The organism is Streptomyces sp. NPDC059008, assembly GCF_042749045.1.
Lineage (GTDB): Bacteria > Actinomycetota > Actinomycetes > Streptomycetales > Streptomycetaceae > Streptomyces.
On the sequence record NZ_JBHYJC010000032.1, the window covers coordinates 1 to 16,530 of the forward strand.

Annotated in this window: 18 protein-coding genes and 1 other RNA gene; 12 read left to right on the forward strand and 7 right to left on the reverse strand. The window is 73.8% G+C overall.

Annotation, left to right across the window (positions count from 1 at the left end):
* Nucleotides 1–35: 35 nt before the first annotated feature.
* Nucleotides 36–203 (reverse strand): hypothetical protein, encoded by a 168-nt coding sequence (locus ACFWZH_RS28705; protein ID WP_384437392.1) that lies wholly within the window; start codon nt 201–203, stop codon nt 36–38.
* A gap of 163 nt (nt 204–366) precedes the next feature.
* The gene (locus ACFWZH_RS28710; RefSeq protein WP_384437394.1) at nt 367–1,758 is read right to left on the reverse strand and encodes a hypothetical protein; all 1,392 of its coding nucleotides are present in this window, start codon (nt 1,756–1,758) and stop codon (nt 367–369) included.
* Between the two features lie 203 nt (nt 1,759–1,961).
* On the opposite strand from ACFWZH_RS28710, the gene ACFWZH_RS28715 reads away from it, so the two are divergent.
* The 4 genes from ACFWZH_RS28715 to ACFWZH_RS28730 all read left to right on the forward strand — a co-directional run bounded on the left by ACFWZH_RS28715 (nt 1,962) and on the right by ACFWZH_RS28730 (nt 5,894).
* Complete coding sequence (locus ACFWZH_RS28715) at nt 1,962–2,990, forward strand: ABC transporter substrate-binding protein (RefSeq protein WP_384437397.1); 1,029 nt, start codon at nt 1,962–1,964, stop codon at nt 2,988–2,990.
* Between the two features lie 94 nt (nt 2,991–3,084).
* The gene (locus ACFWZH_RS28720) at nt 3,085–3,960 is read left to right on the forward strand and encodes a Nif3-like dinuclear metal center hexameric protein (RefSeq protein ID WP_384437400.1); all 876 of its coding nucleotides are present in this window, start codon (nt 3,085–3,087) and stop codon (nt 3,958–3,960) included.
* Entirely contained in the window at nt 3,957–4,700 is a 744-nt protein-coding gene (locus ACFWZH_RS28725; RefSeq protein ID WP_384437606.1) for a zinc ribbon domain-containing protein, read from the forward strand. The genes ACFWZH_RS28720 and ACFWZH_RS28725 overlap by 4 nt, the downstream gene beginning before the upstream one ends.
* 3 nt (nt 4,701–4,703) lie before the next feature.
* Nucleotides 4,704–5,894 carry a bifunctional RNase H/acid phosphatase gene (locus tag ACFWZH_RS28730; protein ID WP_384437402.1) on the forward strand — a complete coding sequence of 397 codons (1,191 nt, stop codon included), beginning with the start codon at nt 4,704–4,706 and terminating at the stop codon, nt 5,892–5,894.
* 128 nt (nt 5,895–6,022) lie between these two features.
* Here ACFWZH_RS28730 and eda read toward each other — a convergent pair whose 3' ends face one another.
* A complete protein-coding gene (gene eda / locus ACFWZH_RS28735; RefSeq protein ID WP_384437609.1) occupies nt 6,023–6,679 on the reverse strand; it encodes a bifunctional 4-hydroxy-2-oxoglutarate aldolase/2-dehydro-3-deoxy-phosphogluconate aldolase in 657 nt (218 codons plus the stop codon).
* Nucleotides 6,680–6,795: 116 nt separating this feature from the next.
* Nucleotides 6,796–7,593 (reverse strand): peroxide stress protein YaaA, encoded by a 798-nt coding sequence (gene yaaA, locus ACFWZH_RS28740; RefSeq protein ID WP_384437405.1) that lies wholly within the window; start codon nt 7,591–7,593, stop codon nt 6,796–6,798.
* 165 nt (nt 7,594–7,758) lie between these two features.
* Between yaaA and ACFWZH_RS28745 the strand changes: the two genes are divergently transcribed.
* A complete protein-coding gene (locus tag ACFWZH_RS28745; RefSeq protein WP_384437408.1) occupies nt 7,759–9,243 on the forward strand; it encodes an RNB domain-containing ribonuclease in 1,485 nt (494 codons plus the stop codon).
* Here ACFWZH_RS28745 and ACFWZH_RS28750 read toward each other — a convergent pair.
* Entirely contained in the window at nt 9,230–9,886 is a 657-nt protein-coding gene (locus tag ACFWZH_RS28750) for a hypothetical protein (RefSeq protein WP_384437411.1), read from the reverse strand. The two genes, ACFWZH_RS28745 and ACFWZH_RS28750, sit on opposite strands and share 14 nt — an antisense overlap.
* Nucleotides 9,883–10,689: a MerR family transcriptional regulator gene (locus ACFWZH_RS28755; RefSeq protein ID WP_384437414.1), complete on the reverse strand. Its 807-nt coding sequence runs from the start codon at nt 10,687–10,689 to the stop codon at nt 9,883–9,885. Before ACFWZH_RS28755 ends, ACFWZH_RS28750 begins: the two co-directional genes overlap by 4 nt.
* 122 nt (nt 10,690–10,811) lie before the next feature.
* Between ACFWZH_RS28755 and rnpB the strand changes: the two genes are divergently transcribed.
* From rnpB to ACFWZH_RS28775, 4 genes are all read left to right on the forward strand, one after another.
* Nucleotides 10,812–11,228: RNase P RNA component class A (gene rnpB / locus ACFWZH_RS28760), an RNA gene on the forward strand.
* 102 nt (nt 11,229–11,330) lie between these two features.
* Nucleotides 11,331–12,047 (forward strand): protein-L-isoaspartate O-methyltransferase, encoded by a 717-nt coding sequence (locus ACFWZH_RS28765; protein ID WP_384437417.1) that lies wholly within the window; start codon nt 11,331–11,333, stop codon nt 12,045–12,047.
* A gap of 12 nt (nt 12,048–12,059) precedes the next feature.
* On the forward strand, nt 12,060–12,749 hold the full coding sequence (locus ACFWZH_RS28770) for a DUF429 domain-containing protein (protein ID WP_384437420.1): 690 nt from the start codon (nt 12,060–12,062) through the stop codon (nt 12,747–12,749).
* A gap of 107 nt (nt 12,750–12,856) precedes the next feature.
* Nucleotides 12,857–13,288, forward strand: a complete 432-nt coding sequence (locus ACFWZH_RS28775) for a cupin domain-containing protein (protein WP_384437423.1) — start codon at nt 12,857–12,859, stop codon at nt 13,286–13,288.
* A gap of 105 nt (nt 13,289–13,393) precedes the next feature.
* Here ACFWZH_RS28775 and ACFWZH_RS28780 read toward each other — a convergent pair whose 3' ends face one another.
* Nucleotides 13,394–14,236 carry an SAM-dependent methyltransferase gene (locus ACFWZH_RS28780; protein WP_384437426.1) on the reverse strand — a complete coding sequence of 281 codons (843 nt, stop codon included), beginning with the start codon at nt 14,234–14,236 and terminating at the stop codon, nt 13,394–13,396.
* 172 nt (nt 14,237–14,408) lie between these two features.
* Between ACFWZH_RS28780 and ACFWZH_RS28785 the strand changes: the two genes are divergently transcribed.
* The 3 genes from ACFWZH_RS28785 to ACFWZH_RS28795 all read left to right on the forward strand — a co-directional run bounded on the left by ACFWZH_RS28785 (nt 14,409) and on the right by ACFWZH_RS28795 (nt 16,525).
* The gene (locus ACFWZH_RS28785) at nt 14,409–15,026 is read left to right on the forward strand and encodes a hypothetical protein (protein WP_384437429.1); all 618 of its coding nucleotides are present in this window, start codon (nt 14,409–14,411) and stop codon (nt 15,024–15,026) included.
* A gap of 276 nt (nt 15,027–15,302) precedes the next feature.
* Nucleotides 15,303–15,797: a hypothetical protein gene (locus ACFWZH_RS28790; protein WP_384437432.1), complete on the forward strand. Its 495-nt coding sequence runs from the start codon at nt 15,303–15,305 to the stop codon at nt 15,795–15,797.
* A complete protein-coding gene (locus ACFWZH_RS28795) occupies nt 15,794–16,525 on the forward strand; it encodes a hypothetical protein (RefSeq protein ID WP_384437434.1) in 732 nt (243 codons plus the stop codon). Before ACFWZH_RS28790 ends, ACFWZH_RS28795 begins: the two co-directional genes overlap by 4 nt.
* Nucleotides 16,526–16,530: the final 5 nt, after the last annotated feature.

Below are 16,530 nucleotides of genomic sequence, written 5' to 3' on the forward strand. Positions count from 1 at the left end.
CGACCGGCCGGCGGACTGGAGCCGCCGGCCCGGACCTACGCGTCCTGCGGCTGCTTGTCGCGGCGGTGCCGGCCGTGGGGGGTGGAGCCGGACTCCTCCGTGGCGGCCGGGCCACGGTGCCTGCCGGAGCTTGCGGCCTCGGCGGCCTGGGCGGATGCCTCCCGGGGGCGCGCCTGGGTCGTGTCGGTTCGGGCTTCGGACATGAAGAGAGTCACTCCGTCAGATCGCTTACGGCTTTACGCGTCGGGACCTCGCCCGACGGTCGTCGCCGAGGCTGACCCCGAGCGGAACTGTCGGTGGCCGGTCAACCGGCTGCGTGCCCCGGCCCGAAATAGTAACGGGGCCGGAAATCACATCGCACCGGGTCTACCGTGCCGTGAGAGGTGCCTGTTGCAGGGGAACTGGCCTGCACATTCGAGGATGTGCGGCGGAGCGGTGCGGTTCCCCGCCGACGAGCCGCGGATGTGTGGATCTTGTGGAGCGGTTGTCGTCATCCGCTGCATCCGGGACAATCCCCGCGCCGTTCGCCGTGCTTGCCCCGGAAGGGGAGGGCTCCGGCCGCACCGCCCCCTCCTGTTCGACGGCGCCCTTGGGGCCCACCGCCCTCAGCGCCTGCATGAGGCCCACGGGCCCCACCGGTCCTACCGACCCCGCCGCCTTCACCGGCCCCACCGGCTCCACGGGGCCGTGCCCCACCGGCTCCAGCGGTATGGCCATCCGCGCCACCCCGCACGGCTCGGCGTCCGTCGCGTACGGCAGCAGCAGTGCGCCGTCCGCCGTCCACAGCCCGGCCCCCGCCAGCCACCCCGCCGGTACGGGGAGTTGGCGCAGCCGCCGCCCCAAGGGCCGCCAGATCCCCAGCCACGTACCGCTCGCCGCGTCCATCCGGAACGCCACCGCGCAGCTCTCCGGTGCCAGCATCTGTCCCGGCTGGACGGCGAACGGGGTCATCGCCACGCCGGCCTCCGCTCCGCCTCCGCCCGGTTCGTGGCCCTCGGGGGCGAAGCCGGCGGGCCGCAGGCACTCCGGGAAGCGCACCGGCAGGCTGCTGCCCAGTACGCCCCAGCCCAGCCGGTCGTACCCAGGGGCGTCCGACCGTACGAGCAGCAGCCCGCTGTCCGGGTCGGCGAGCAGCAGGCGGTCGTTGCTGTGCTCGGTGATCTGCAGGAGCGGGCCGGTCTCGCCGCCCCGCCCCAGGTCGACCACCACGGTCTTGGTCCGGCCGTCCAACTCCCGGTCCAGGGCGAGGAGCCGGCCGCAGCGGTCCAGCCAGGCGCCGCCCGTACAGCGGCCCGGAATCTCGGCGATCCGCTCGGGGCCGTCCCCGCCGCCGTGCACCAGCCACAGCCCGGTGCGGTGCGGCCCGGGGGCCAGCGCGTAGCCGAGGGTTCCGTCGGGGGCGGGTGGCAGCAGCGTCAGTTCGGGCGCTTCCACGGTGCCCAGCAGCAGCTCACCGGTCCCCGGGTCCGTCGGGTAGAGCAGGCAGAGGGCGAAGCGGTCGGCGACCCGACGCAGGATCAGCACCCGGCCGTCCGTGAGGGGCAGCAGCTCGCTGTCCGGCTCCTCGGGCTGGCTGCCCGGCAGCGGTACGGCGTACGGCTCGGGTCCGCCCAGCGTCCAGCGCTCCGGGAACCAGCTCCCCGCGGCATCGTCGTGACGGGCGAGCCGGGCGGCGTACGAGCCGTCGGCGGCGATCGTCAGGGCGGCGCGGTGCGGGCCGGCCAGGGCGGTGGCGTCCTCAGTGGCGCAGATCGTCATTGCTTCGGTCACCTCCAGTCGGCAACCGAAGCTAGTTTTCGCACTTGCGGACGATCATCGCGAGTTGCGGTACTTCACGCGTAAGAGTGGCAGTTGTCCGGTTCGCCGGTGCCGGATGGGGTGGTTGTGCTTGCGGTTTCAACCGTGCATTAAGTTAGGTCTACCTAACTCGGCCTTGTCCGGCCCTTCCCTTGGAGTACGTGATGTCCCTTAGCCGCCGCGGCAGCGCCGCGATAGCCCTCGTCGCCGCCGGTGCCCTGTCGCTCGCGGCCTGCGGTTCCTCCGGCGCGGGCGGCAAGGGCGGCGACGGTGCGGGGTCGAAGGCCGTCGCCCAGGGCGGCAAGGACTTCGCCAAGGCGGCGGAAGAGACCGCGAAGATGGGCACCGACGCCGAGCCGGGACGGTTCCCGCGCACCATCGAGCACGCGATGGGCAGCACCCGGATCAAGGCCGCGCCCAAGAGGGTGGTCGTCCTCGACGTCGGCGAGCTCGACAACGTCGTCTCCCTGGGCATCAAGCCGGTCGGCTACGCCCCGACCGAGGGCGACGAGGGCATCCCCGACTACCTCAAGAAGGCCGCCGGCCACCCCAAGAGCGTCGGCACCGTCAACGGCCTCAACCTGGAGGCGGTCGAGCAGCTCAAGCCCGACCTCATCCTGGGCAGCAAGCTGCGCGCCGAGAAGCAGTACCGGCAGCTCAGCAGGATCGCTCCGACCGTGTTCTCGATCCGCCCCGGCTTCACGTGGAAGCAGAACTACCTGCTGAACGCCGCGGCTGTGGACAAGACCGCCGAGGCCAAGGCCGAGCTGGCCGCGTACGAGACCAAGGCCCGCAAGCTCGGCGCGGACATCGGCCCCAAGAAGCCGACCGTCACGATGCTGCGCTACATGCCGCAGTTCACCCGGCTCTACGCCGAGCAGTCGTTCATCGGCACGATCCTGAAGGACGTCGGCCTGCCGCGGCCCGAGAACCAGCGGATCGACGACCTCGCCACCGAGGTCAGCCCGGAGAACATCGACCAGGCCGACGCGGACTGGATCTTCACCGGTGTCTACGGCGACCCCAAGGCCACCAAGCGGGACAGCGCGGAGCGCAACCCCCTGTGGAAGAACCTCAAGGCGGTCAAGGACGGGCACGCCGAGAACGTCCGGGACGAGACCTGGTACCTGGGGCTGGGCGTCACCGCGGCCGGCAGCGTCCTGGACGATCTGCGGGGCTTCCTGGTCGAGTAGCGGCCGGCCGGGAGGACGTCCGCGCCCGGCACCACCGCCCCCGTCGCGCCGTTGGCCCCACCCCCTGTCACAGGCGGGGGGTAACCTTCCCTCCGTGCCCGTACTGTCTGAAGTCCTCACCGCGCTCGACGCCCTCTGGCCCCCCGAGCGGGCCGAAGGGTGGGACGCCGTCGGCACGGTCTGCGGAGATCCCGACGCCGAGGTCCGCCGTGTGCTGTTCGCCGTCGACCCGGTCCAGGAGATCGCCGACGAGGCGGTGAAGCTCGGCGCCGACCTCCTCGTCACCCACCACCCGCTCTATCTGCGCGGCACGACGACGGTCGCGGCCTCGACCTTCAAGGGCAAGGTCGTGCACACCCTCATCAAGCACGACATCGCCCTGCACGTCGCGCACACCAACGCCGACACCGCCGACCCCGGTGTCTCCGACGCCCTGGCGGGCGCTCTGGATCTGCGCATCCTGGGCCCGCTGGTGCCGGACGCGAGCGACCCGGCGGGCCGGCGCGGCCTGGGCCGGATCTGCGAGCCGGCGCATCCGATGACGCTGGCCGAGTTCGCCTCGTACGCCGCGGCCCGGCTGCCGGCCACCGCGCAGGGCATCCGCGCGGCCGGCGACCCGGAGCGGGTGATCCGCACCATCGCGGTCTCCGGCGGCTCCGGTGACAGCCTCTTCGAGGACGTGCGGGCGGCCGGTGTGGATGCCTTCCTCACCGCCGACCTGCGCCACCACCCGGCCTCCGAGGCCACCCAGCACACCCGCAACGGCCCGCTGGCGCTGCTCGACGCCGCCCACTGGGCCACCGAATGGCCGTGGTGCGAGCAGGCCGCGGCCCAGCTCGACGCGGTCTCCGACCGGCACGACTGGGGACTGCGCACGCATGTCTCCCGTACGGTCACCGACCCCTGGACCGCCCACGCGGCGTCCACCCCTCTCTTCACCCCGACGCACACCACAGGAGCCCCACGCTGAACGCCGCGCCCGCCGACCAGATCCGCCTCCTCGACGTCCAGAACCTGGACGTGAGGCTCACCCAGCTCGCGCACCGGCGCAAGAACCTCCCCGAGCTGGCCGAGCTGCAGACCCTGGAGGCCGACCTCACCCAGCAGCGCGACCTGCTCGTCGCCGCGCAGACCGAGGAGAGCGACACCAGCCGCGAGCAGACCAAGGCCGAGCAGGACGTGGACCAGGTGCGCCAGCGCGCCGCCCGCGACCAGAAGCGCCTGGACTCCGGAGCCGTCACCTCCCCCAAGGACCTGGAGAACCTCCAGCACGAGATCGCCTCCCTGGCGAAGCGTCAGAGCGACCTGGAGGACGTCGTCCTGGAGGTCATGGAGCGCCGCGAGGCCGCCCAGGAGCGGGTCGGCGAGCTGACCGACCGGGTGGCGGCCATCCAGGCCAAGGTCGACGACGCCGTCTCCCGCCGTGACACCGCGACCGGCGAGATCGACGCCGAGGCCGCCACCGTCACCAAGGAGCGCGAGCTGACCGTCGCCGACATCCCGGCCGACCTCCTCAAGCTCTACGACCGCATCCGCACCAAGGAGGGCGGCGTCGGCGCGGCCCGTCTCTACCAGCGCCGCTGCGAGGGCTGCCGGCTGGAGCTGAACATCACCGAGCTGAACGACGTGCGGGCGGCCCCCGCCGACGCCGTCGTGCGGTGCGAGAACTGCAGCCGGATCCTGGTCCGTACGCCCGACTCGGGCCTGTAGGCCATGGCGCGCACGCTGATCGTCGAGGCGGACGGCGGGTCCCGGGGCAACCCGGGGCCGGCCGGCTACGGCGCGGTCGTCCTCGACCCGGAGACGGGCGAGGCGCTCGCCGAGGCCGCGGAGTTCATCGGCACCGCGACCAACAACGTCGCCGAGTACAAGGGCCTGGTGGCCGGCCTCAGGGCGGCGCACGCGCTGGATCCGCAGGCGCGCATCCAGGTGCGGATGGACTCCAAACTGGTCGTCGAGCAGATGTCCGGGCGCTGGCAGATCAAGCACCCGGACATGAAGCCGCTGGCCGCCGAGGCCAGGGCGGTCTTCCCGGCCGGCCAGGTCGCGTACGAATGGATCCCGCGCGCGCAGAACAAGCACGCCGACCGGCTCGCCAACGAGGCGATGGACGCCGGCAAGCAGGGCAGGCAGTGGGAGCCCGGGGACTCCAGGGCGGCGCTGGCCACCACCACCGCGCCGGCCCGCAGCCCCGCGGCCCGCGCCGCCGACGTGGCGGCCGAGGCCGCGGACGAGGTGGCGGCCGCCCCTCCGCCGGCCGGCTGGGGCGCCCCCGACCTCGGCGTACCGGCGACCTTCGTCCTGCTGCGGCACGGCGAGACGGCGCTCACGCCCCAGAAGCGGTTCTCCGGGAGCGGCGGCGCCGACCCCGAGCTGTCCGCCGCCGGCCGCCGCCAGGCCGAGGCGGTCGCCGCCGCGCTCGCCGCCCGCGGCACGGTCCAGGCCGTCGTCAGCTCCCCGCTGCGGCGCTGCCGGGAGACCGCCCAGGCGGTCGCGGACCGGCTCGGCCAGGAGGTCCGTGTCGAAGAGGGCCTGCGCGAGACCGACTTCGGTGCCTGGGAGGGGCTGACCTTCGGCGAGGTGCGCGAGCGCTTCCCCGATGACCTCGACGCCTGGCTCGGCTCGTCCAAGGCGGCGCCCACCGGAGGCGGCGAGTCCTTCGCGACGGTCGCCCGCCGGGTCGCCGTCGCCCGCGACAAGCTGCTCGCCCGCTACGCCGGCAAGACGGTGCTGCTGGTCACGCATGTCACGCCGATCAAGACGCTGGTCCGGCTGGCTCTGGGCGCCCCGCCGGAGTCGCTGTTCCGTATGGAGCTCTCCGCGGCCTCGCTCTCCGCGGTCGCGTACTTCGCGGACGGCAACGCCTCGTTGCGGCTGCTGAACGACACCTCGCATCTGCGGTAGGCCAGGCGCCCCGGTGGTGGACGCGTCCGGGTACGCGAGCGGTTGCCACGCGGACACCGGAAGACGGGCCCGGCGCATCGGCCGTCCGATGCGCCGGGCCCGTTCGCGTCACCGGGCGCGGCGGGCCGTCAGACCGCCAGCGCCGCCGCTTCCAGGGCGAGCCGGCGCACCCGGTCCCAGTCCTTGGCGGCCAGTGCGTCGGCCGGCAGCATCCATGTGCCGCCCACGCAGCCGACGTTGGGCAGCGCCAGATACGACGGGGCCGACGCCAGGTCGATCCCGCCGGTCGGGCAGAAGCGGGCCTGCGGGAGCGGCGCGGCCAGCGACTTCAGATAGGCCGTGCCGCCGGCCGCCTCGGCCGGGAAGAACTTCAGCTCGGTGACGCCCTCCTCCAGCAGGGTCACCACTTCCGAGGCGGTCGAGACGCCGGGCAGGAACGGGATGCCCGAGTCCCGCATCGCGCGCAGCAGCCGCGGCGACCAGCCGGGGCTGACCAGGAACTGCGCGCCGACCGCACCGGCCGCGGCGACATGCTCGGGGGTCAGCAGCGTGCCGGCGCCGACCACCGCCTCCGGGACCTCGCGGGCGATGGCCGCGACGGCGTCCAGCGCGGCGGGCGTCCGCAGGGTCACCTCGATGGCGGGCAGTCCGCCGGAGACCAGCGCCCGGGCGAGCGGTACGGCGTCGGCCGCGTCCTCCAGCACGACGACCGGGATGACGGGGGCGAGCCCGAGGACCGAGGGGGCGGTGGGCACGGGGGAGGAGGCGCTGGTCACGCCGCCCATAGTGCGCCCACGCAGCCACCCTCCGCAACGATCGTTGCGCATGTTGCAACAGTCCTGGGGGTCCGCGGCCCTGGGACCCTCCGCTCCTCAGGTGCCCGGCCGCCCGGCCACCGGCCCTACAGCTCCGTCACGATCACATCGAGGGACCACGCCGCGCCGCGCTTCGCCGGCGCCTTCGCCTCCACGACGTACCCCAGCCCGCGCAGCGCCTCCACCAGCTCCGCCGGATCCGCCGGCTCCAGCCCCGCGGACAGCAGGTCCCGCACCATCCGCCCCTTGGTCGCCTTGTTGAAGTGGCTGACCACCGACCGCTTCTCCACACCGGACACGATCTTCGACTGGAGCACCCGGACCGTCGCGGTCCGTCCGGCCACCTCGCCCTTGGGCTTCCACGCCGTGGCGTACGCCGCCGACCGCAGGTCCAGCACCAGCCCGTCCCCGGCCGCCTGCGGCATCACCTCCGCCATCGGCGCCCGCCAGTACGCGCCCAGCGCGCCCAACCCCGGCAGCTTCACCCCCATCGAGCAGCGGTACGACGGGATCCGGTCGCCCAGGCGCACGGCGCCCCACAGACCCGAGAACACCAGCAGCGAGCGCTCGGCCAGCTTGCGCGCCCGCGCGTCCAGGGACCCGGCCCCGAGCGCGTCGTAGAGCACGCCGGTGTAGATCTCCCCGGCCGGGCGCGTCCCGGCGGCCCGCAGCCCCGCGTTCTTGGCGATCTCACCCCGGAGACCGTCGCTCAGCCCGAGCACCTCCTGGGCCTTCGCCTCGTCCGCCGCGCACAGCTCGACCAGCTCCTCGAACACCGCCCGGCGCGCGTCGGTCAGCCCCGGCAGCGACAGCGCACCGATGTCCAGCGGCGCCCCGGCTCCCGGCGTGGCCTTGCCTTCGGACGGCGGCAACAGCACGAGCACGGTGTTCTCCTTCACGGCGGTACGGGCGGGGGTGCGGCCCCGGGAAAGCGTATGGCCTGCGGCGGCCGGGTGCGGAAACGCCCCCGCGGCCCCTCCGCCCGTGGAGGCGCTGCTCGGCCCGTGTACACCGCGCCAACGGCGCCCGCCGGCCATACGCTCGGTTTCATGCCCCGTCGCCATATGCATGTGACCGACGCAGCCGAGGCCCCGCTGCGCGCCGCGCTGCGTGAGCTGCGCGGAAAGCTGGAGATCCCGGACCACTTCCCGCCCACGGCGCAGGCCGAGGCGGAGAGCGCCGCCCGTGCCCCGCGGATCCCGGCCGCCGACGGCGCGGTGGCGACCGAGCACACCCTGGAGGACGCCACCGACCTCCCCCTCTTCACCATCGACCCGCCCGGCTCCCTCGACCTCGACCAGGCGATGTTCCTGTCCCGGCGCAGCGGCGGCGGCTTCCGCGTCCACTACGCCATCGCCGATGTGGCCTCCTTCGTCACACCGGGCGGCGCCCTGGACGCCGAGGCCCACCACCGTGTGACGACCCTGTACTTCCCCGACGAGCGCGTTCCGCTGCACCCCTACGCGCTGAGCGAGGGCGCCGCCAGCCTGCTGCCCGACCAGGACCGTCCGGCCGTGCTGTGGCAGCTCGACCTCGACGCGCAGGGCGCGCTGACCGCCACCTCGGTGCGCCGCGCCCTGGTCCGCTCCCGGGCCAAGCTGGACTACGCGGGCGTCCAGCGGGTCCTGGACGACGGGACGGCCGAGGAGCCGCTCGCCCTGCTCCGTGAGATCGGCCTGCTGCGCGAGGAGCGGGAGGCCGCCCGGGGCGCGATCTCCCTGCACGTCCCCGAGCAGGAGATCGTCGAGCACGACGGCCACTACACCCTCGAATACCGCGCCCCGCTGCCGGCCTACGCCTGGAACGCGCAGATCTCCCTGCTCACCGGCATGGCCGCGGCCGAGCTGATGCTCGCCTCCGGGATCGGCGTGCTGCGCACCCTGCCCAGAGCCCCGGACGGCTCGGTCGCCCGGCTCCGCCTCACCGCCCGCGCCCTGGGCATCGACTGGCCGCACCACACCTCCTACTCCGCGCTGATCCGCACCCTCGACCCGCGCCGCGCCACCCACGCCGCGTTCCTCCAGGAGTGCACCGCCCTGCTGCGCGGCGCCGGCTACACCGTCTTCGACGGCACCCCGCCCACGGCCTCCGAGGTGCAGCACGCCGCCGTCGCCGCCCCCTACGCGCACGCCACCGCTCCGCTGCGGCGGCTGGTCGACCGCTACACCTCCGAGCTGTGCCTGGCCGCCTCCGCCGGCGAGGAGCCGGCCGACTGGGTGCGCGGCGCGCTGCCGGCACTGCCGGGCGAGATGGAGTCCGGGACCCAGCACGCCAACCGGGTCGAGCGGGCCTGTGTCGACCTCGTCGAGGCGGCGCTGCTGCGCGACCGGGTCGGCGAGACCTTCGAGGCGCTGGTCGTCGAGATCCAGGAGAAGGACCCCACCCAGGGCACCGTCCACCTCTACGACCCGGCCGTCATCGGCCCGGTCGACGCCGCCTCGAACGGCCCCGAGCTGCCGCTGGGCCACCGCATCCGGGTCCGCCTCGCCGAGGCGGAGCCGGGCCGCGAACCGGTCCGCTTCACCCCTGCCTGACCGCCTCGGGGGCACCCGGCGTCTCGGGTGTCCCCGGCGCCCCGGGGCACTCGCCGCATGCCGCCACCGCCGCCCGCACGGCCGCGACCGCGCCCCGTGCGTCATCGGCGTGGAACCGCACCGTCCGCACCGTCTCCCGCCGCCCCAGCAGCGTCGTGGTCTCGACCGGTTCGGCCAGCTCCACGGTCACCGACGTCTGCCCGCCGACCGCCAGCTCCACGACCCCGGCCCCACCCTCCTTGCTGAACCGCAGGTCATGGCGCACGGAGGCGATCCGCTCCAGCGGTATCCGCAGCTCCCGCCGCGCCCCTTCGCAGAGCCGCAGCTCACCGGGGCCCAGGACATGCGGCCGGGTGACCGCCGCCGCCTGGAACCCCAGCATCATCAGCACCGTGTAGACGTCGAGGACCAGCATCACCGCACGCGCCACCGGCACACCGCCCAGCAGCACATGCAGCCCGACGGTCTCCACCCCACACACGAACGTCAGCCCGTACACCAGCGCCGCCTGCGCCCCCGCATAGGGCATCGCCCGGTCTCCCGGCGCCACCGAGATCCGCCGCCGCGCCACCCACCGCCCCAGGCTCACCATCCAGCGGCCCTCGTGTGCGGCCAGTGCGCGCAGCGTGCCGCCCCGGCTCACCGGGCACGCTCCGCCACGAGCCGGATCGCCTGCCGTACGGCCTCGGCCTGCGCGGGCGCGAAGTGCGCGTAGTACGCCGCTATGAGGCCGTCGTCCGTCCCCGGGCCGGCCGCCCGCTCCCAGTCCTCCCCGCCGACCTCGGCGAACACCGAGTCCGGAATGCACTCGGCGAGCGCCCGTGCGGCCTGCGCGACCCGCGGATCGTCCGGCGCGGCCGTGGCCAGCGCGTCCAGCAGCCCGTACACCTCGTACGTCCGCTCCATCGCCCCCGGCGTCGAGGTGGCCTCCTGCAGCAGCGCCACCACCCGGCTGCCCTCCTTCCCTCCCGCCATCGACTCCATCAGCGCCAACACCTCGCGCTCCTTCGCCGCCATCGCGGGCTCCGGACCGGGGCGCGCGGCCGAGGTACGGGCCATCTCCCCGAAGACGGCCGCCAGTTCGTCCGACACCGGCCCCTCCGCCCACAGCCCCCCGTGCTGCTCCGCCTGCCGCCGCAGGGCGGCCAGCCGACCCCGCCGCCGGCGGACCTCCTCCTCCTGGCGGGCCAGATCCGCGTCCAGCTCGGCCAGGACCTCGTCCAGCTCGCGCCCGGAGTCGTCGGCGAGCACATCGCGTACTTCGTCCAGCCCGAGCCCCAGCTCCGTCAGCCGGCGCAGGCGTGCGAGCTCGACCGCGTCCCGCAGCCCGTACTCCCGGTAGCCGTTGGCCCGGCGTTCGGGCTCGGCCAGCAGACCGAGGTGGTGGTAGTGGCGCACGGCGCGTGTGCTGACGCCGACCAGACCTGCGAGCTCACCGATTCTCATGCGCCCAGTAGAAACGTTGCCGCTGCGACAAGGTCAAGGGCGGACCGGGAGGGGGCGAGGCCGGCCGGTGAGGGGCGGCTCGCGGCCCCTCGACCTGTGGGTACCATGGTCGGCACGGCGGACGAGCCGGCCGGACGGCCGCGTGGGGGTCCTGACATCTTCGGATGCGCGGATCCTCCCGAGGAACGTCCGGGCTCCACAGGGCAAGGTGGTGGGTAACGCCCACCCGGGGTGACCCGCGGGACAGTGCCACAGAAAGCAAACCGCCCGGGCCGCAAGGCGCGGGTAAGGGTGAAACGGTGGTGTAAGAGACCACCAGCCTCCGAGGTGACTCGGAGGGCTAGGTAAACCCCACCCGGAGCAAGGTCAAGAGGGGGCATCGCTGATGCCCCTGCGCGGACGATCGAGGGCTGCCCGCCCGAGTCCGCGGGTAGACCGCACGAGGCTGCCGGCAACGGCAGTCCTAGATGGATGGCCGTCTCCCCTCGGCCCGCAAGGACCGGGGGCGACAGAACCCGGCGTACAGGCCGACTCGTCCGCCACTACAGCTCCGGCCTGTCGCCGTAGTCGTAGTTCTTGGTCGTGGTTCGTGCCACGGCCGGGTCCCGTGACGTCCGACAGCTCGGACGGAGACGCTCACGATGCCCCATCCCCACCCCCGTCCCCGCCGCGGCCGGGACCCCGAGAACCCGGGCCCCGAGAAGCTGGTCGAAGCCGCCCGGGCCTCCGGCGTGACGGACGAACGCCTGCTGCGCGCCCTGGGCGCGACCCCGCGCGAGGCCTTCGTCCCGGCCACCGGCAAGGCGTCGGCATACGCGGACGTGCCGATTCCGCTCGCTCATGACCAGGTGACGACGCAGCCCTCCCTCGTGGCGATGATGGTCGCCGCGCTCGGCCTCACAGGGGAGGAACACGTGCTGGAGGTCGGCAGCGGTCTCGGCTTCCAGACGGCGCTGCTGGCCCGCCTCGCGGCGTACGTCGTCGGCGTCGAGCGGTGGGCGGACCTGGCCGAGCGGGCCCGGGCCAACCTCGCCGGGCAGGGCATACGCAACGCCGAGATCGTCGTCGGCGACGGCACCCGGGGCGCGGCGGACCGGGCTCCGTTCGACGCGATCGTGGTGTGTGCCGCCTTCCCGGAGGTGCCGCCGCCGCTGGCCGCGCAGTTGCGGGTCGGAGGCCGACTGGTGCAGCCGATCGGGCCCGGGGGCCAGGAGTGGGTCGAGCTGTACGAGCGGACGGACCGGGGACTGGCGCGCCGCCGGACCGTCGTCCTCGCTCACTTCGTCCGCCTCTTCGGAGAGTACGGATACTCCCCAACGGGCCGTTCCCCGACGGCCTGGTTCGAGGACACTGGCTGACATGGTGGTGACATGGTGACCGTCCTCGGCGTCGACGCCTGCCCGGGGGGTTGGCTGGCGGTCGAGCTCCGCGACGGCCGCTTCGCGCAGGCGCGTGCCGTGACGACCCTGCGCTCCCTCCTGCCCGTTGCCGCGGCCGGCGGCGTCGAGGTCGTGGCCGTGGACATGCCGCTGGGGCTCCTCGACGCCGGGTGGCGGCGGGCGGACGCCGAGGCGGCGGCCCTGCTGGGACCGCGCAGGGGGAGCGTCTTCCGGGTGCCGCCGCGCGCGGTGTGGCAGGAGGAGACGTACGACGACGCGCGGCGCCGGTGCCGCGCACTCACCGGGGCCGGGCTGAGCCGCCAGAGCTGGGGGCTCGCGCCCAAACTCCGTGAGGCGAACGCCTGCTTGGCGGAACCCGGGGGCCACCGGCTCAGGGAAGTGCACCCGGAAGTGTCGTTCCGGGCCCTGGCGGGCGGGACGCCGCTGCTTGCCCGCAAGAAGAGCTGGGCGGGCCAGACGGCGCGGCGCGCGCTCCTCGCCACGGCCGGAATCGTCCTCCCTGACGACCTGGGGGACGCGGGGCGCACCCCGCCCGACGACGTACTGGACGCGGCCGCCGCCGCATGGACGGCCCACCAAATCGCCCTCGACCGCGCCCGCCCCCTCCCGGACCCACCCGAACACGACGCCGAAGGACGCCCGGTCGCCATCTGGCACTGACCGGCTGTGGCTCGGCCGGCGGCGGCCGGAGGTCACTCGGTCGCGCGGCCGGGGCCGACCTGGCGCGAACTGATCGACCGCTGCGGGCGAGCTGCTGTACTGCGCGCATGGCAGATCAGAAACAGTGCACGGTGGTCCGCACCGGGCAGTACGAGGGAGTCCAGGGCGGCACCTTCGGAACGGGCGTCAGCGCCCAGTCGGCCGGGGCGGAAGGCCTGTGTCTCCACCGACTGGTGATGCCCGCCGGTACGCGGGGGCGGCCGCACCTGCACGAAGGCCATGAGTCGGCCATCTTCATCCAATCCGGCCAGGTCGAGGTATGGCACGGGGCGGAGCTGGCCGAGCACGTGGTGCTGCACGCCGGCGACTACTTCTACATCCCGGCGAACACTCCGCACATGCCGGTGAACAGCGGCACCGAGGCCATGGTGTGCCTGGTCGCACGAACCGACCCGGACGAACAGGAAGGCGTCCGACTGCTGAACCTACCGACCTGGCTGGAAACCCGGCTCGGCCCCCTGCCCGTCGGCGCCGGCTGAGCCCGTCCGTCCCCTCTGAGGACCACACCGGGTAGCTGGGAAGACCGGGAGCAGCGCGGCCGCCGGTCCCGTCCGGCGGGCTGCCAGGGCCACCGTGCGGATGGGTCAGGCCTTGCGGGCCACCCCCGCGTAGAGCGGGGGGCCGGTGTGGCCCCAGGCGGCCGTTCGGGGGCCGGTGGGGTCCGGTCGCCACCGCTGGGCCACCTCGACGCCGGGCTCGACCAGCTCCAGGCCGTCGAAGAACCGCAGGACCTCGTTCCGGCTGCGGGCGTTGAGGTGGGGCACCGTGGTCGAGAGGGTCCCCGGGACCCTCTCCAGAGCGACGGGCGCGAAGCCGTCCGTGACGTAGGTCAGCGCCAGGAAACTGCCGGAGGGCAGTGCACGCATCAGTCGGCGGACGATGGCGTACGGATCGCGCGTGGCCGGCAGCCAGTGCAGTACGGCGATGAGGGTCAGTGCGACGGGCCGCCCGAGGTCGAGGGTCTGCCGTAACCGCCGGTTCTGGAGGAGCTCGTCCGGATAGCACAGGTCCGCCTGGATGTAGGCGGTCCGGCCGTCGGGGTGGCTGGTGTGCAGGGCGCGCGAGTGCGCCAGGACGATGGGGTCGTTGTCGGCGTAGACGATCCGTGACCGCGGGGCGATGGCCTGGACGACCTCATGGAGCGTGGGCGAGGTCGGGATGCCCGTTCCGAGGTCGAGGAACTGCCGGATTCCGGCCTCGGCGGTCAGATACCGGGCCGCCCGGCGCATGAAGGCCCGGTTCTGCCGGGCGATCACGGAGGCGTTCGGCACGGCGGCGAGCGTCTGCTCGGCCGCGGCGCGGTCGGCGGGGTAGTTGGTGGTACCGCCGAGGAGCACGTCGTACACGCGCGCCGCGTGCGGCCTGTCCGGGTGGAGTTCGACCGGCGCCTCGGGGCGGGCCGTCATCCAGTCCTCCGGCTTCGGCATGGCCGGCACTCCCTCCCCGCCCGATGCGCGGTGGTTCCCAACGTGGCTGTCACCGTAGCGCGTTGACCGGCGACTGCACGTGGACCGAGTGCGGGGTGTGGTGCGTGTCTGGTGGCGGGGTGCGTCGTTCTTTTCATAAAAGCCCATCTCCCCACCTCCCTAAGGAGTTTTGATGCGACGAGTCCTCACCGCAGCCGCCACCGCCGCAGCCGCCCTGACGCTGGGTTCGGCCGGTGCCGCCCAGGCCGTCGAGGTGCCGAAGGCCCCCGACCTGGGCGGCACGAGTGCCGTTGACCCCGGTGAGCTCGGTGGTTCGGCGAGCGGGGCGGCGCAGACCGCCGCGCAGACGGTCGCGCCGCTGGCCGGCGATGTCGCCGGATCGGCGGGTGACGTCCTGGGGGAGACGACGAAGACCGCCACGGCGGGCGGGGCGCTGATGGGTGGGCTGCCGACTACGGCACTGCCGGCCAAGACGCTGCCGGCCAAGGGGCTGCCGACGAAGGGTCTGCCGGCCAAGGGTCTGCCGCTGTCGACCTCCGGGCTGTCCACCGACCAGCTGCCCACCGGTGGAGCGTCCACGGGCCAGCTGCCGACCAGCGGGCTGTCGACGGACCAGCTGCCCACTGGCGGACTCTCCACGGACGCGCTTGCGGCCAAGGGGCTGCCGCTGTCGACGGACGCCCTCCCCGCCAAGGGGCTGCCGGTCTCCACGGACAAGCTTCCGATCAAGGACCTTCCGGTGTCCACGGACCAGGTTCAGGCTGCGACCAAGGCTCTGCCCCTGGCGTGACGCGTCCTGCCGGGTTCTCCGGGCCCGCAGGCGGTCGGCCCCGCCCCGCCCCTCTTCGAGGGGGTGGGGCGGGGCCGTTTTCGTCGCCGCTTCCGAGAAGGGGCGGGCCTCAGCCGCCCCAATGCCACCCCGGCCTGAAATACGGCTCGAAACCCCTCAGCGGTGTGGGTGTGATGCATCCTCCACATGGGTAACACGCCTTCCTCGTAAGGGTGATGGGGGTGGTGTGCCACGCCCCTGGTGCGCCCCTGATGTCCATCCGTGGGGGAGAGCTGGATGTCCGACCTGGCGACCGTGTCCACCGAAATCGCTCCCTATCTCACCCTGGCCGCGAACAGCCTGGGCACCTCGGTGATCACCGCCGCCCAGCAGCGGATCGCCGAACGCACCGTGACGGCCGGCGAGGGCTTCTTCCGCCGGCTGCTGCGCCGTGGCGACGGCACCGACGGCGACCTCGCCGGCGACACCGGCGGCGGCACGCCCCATCAGCTGGACGCCGACCGTGCGGACGCCCTCGACGAGCTGCTCGCGACGCTCACCGACCAGGAGCGCCGACTGCTGTCCGCCGCGGTGACCGCCTGGCTGCGCGCCCCGGCCGCCCGGCGTGACGCCGCCCACCTCCTGGACCACGTCGACCGGCTCGCCCCGTCCACCGGCGGATACACCGTGCACAACACCCCGACCGCGACCGGCCAGGGCTCCATCGCGGCTGTCGAGATCCACGGCGACATCCACATGGGAGGCGGCGAGCGCACCCGGGACGGCTCATGACCGGCCGCCTCGGCGACAACGGCGACGTCTACAACAACCCGACGGCGCACGGCGATCACTCCATCGCGGCCAATGACATCAGGAACGTGATCATCAAGTGGGTGATGCACCCCAGCGCCCGCTGGCTGCCCCTGCTGCTGGCCTGCGCCGCCCTGGTGGTCGCCGGAACCAACTGGCCGGACGGGCCGGCCCGGCAGTACACCCTGTGGGGCACGCTCGCCGCGCTGTCGCTCGGCACGGCCGCCGCCCGCGTCCTCGGCCGAAGGCCCCGCGACGCCCGCGTGGTCGGCGTCCTCTCGCTGGTCTCCGTCCTGGCCACCGTCGGCGGCTGGCTGGCGTTCCGACAGGTCCTGACGCACGGTGAGATCGATGTGACCGGGCAGGTGCGTACGGAGGGCCGGCAGCCGCTGGACGGCACCGGGCATCGCGCCCTGGCCCTTCGGCTCGACGCCTCCGCCCTGGCGCAGCCCCGCGACGGCCTGCGGTTGACGCTGGCCATCGCCGACCACGAACCGGCCGGCCCCACCTGCCTTCCGGACACCGGCGCCACGCTGTCGCTGCTCACTTCGGGCGCCGCGGCTCAGTCGAAGGAGATCCGCCCCGGTGGCACGGCCGAATTCTCGCTGGGCGCGGGGGTCCGCAGCGTCCGCATCGACGTCCGGCTGCACACGGCGCGCGGCTGCCGCATGGACGTCCATGTGACGGGCGCGGTGCTGTACGACGCATAGACGGG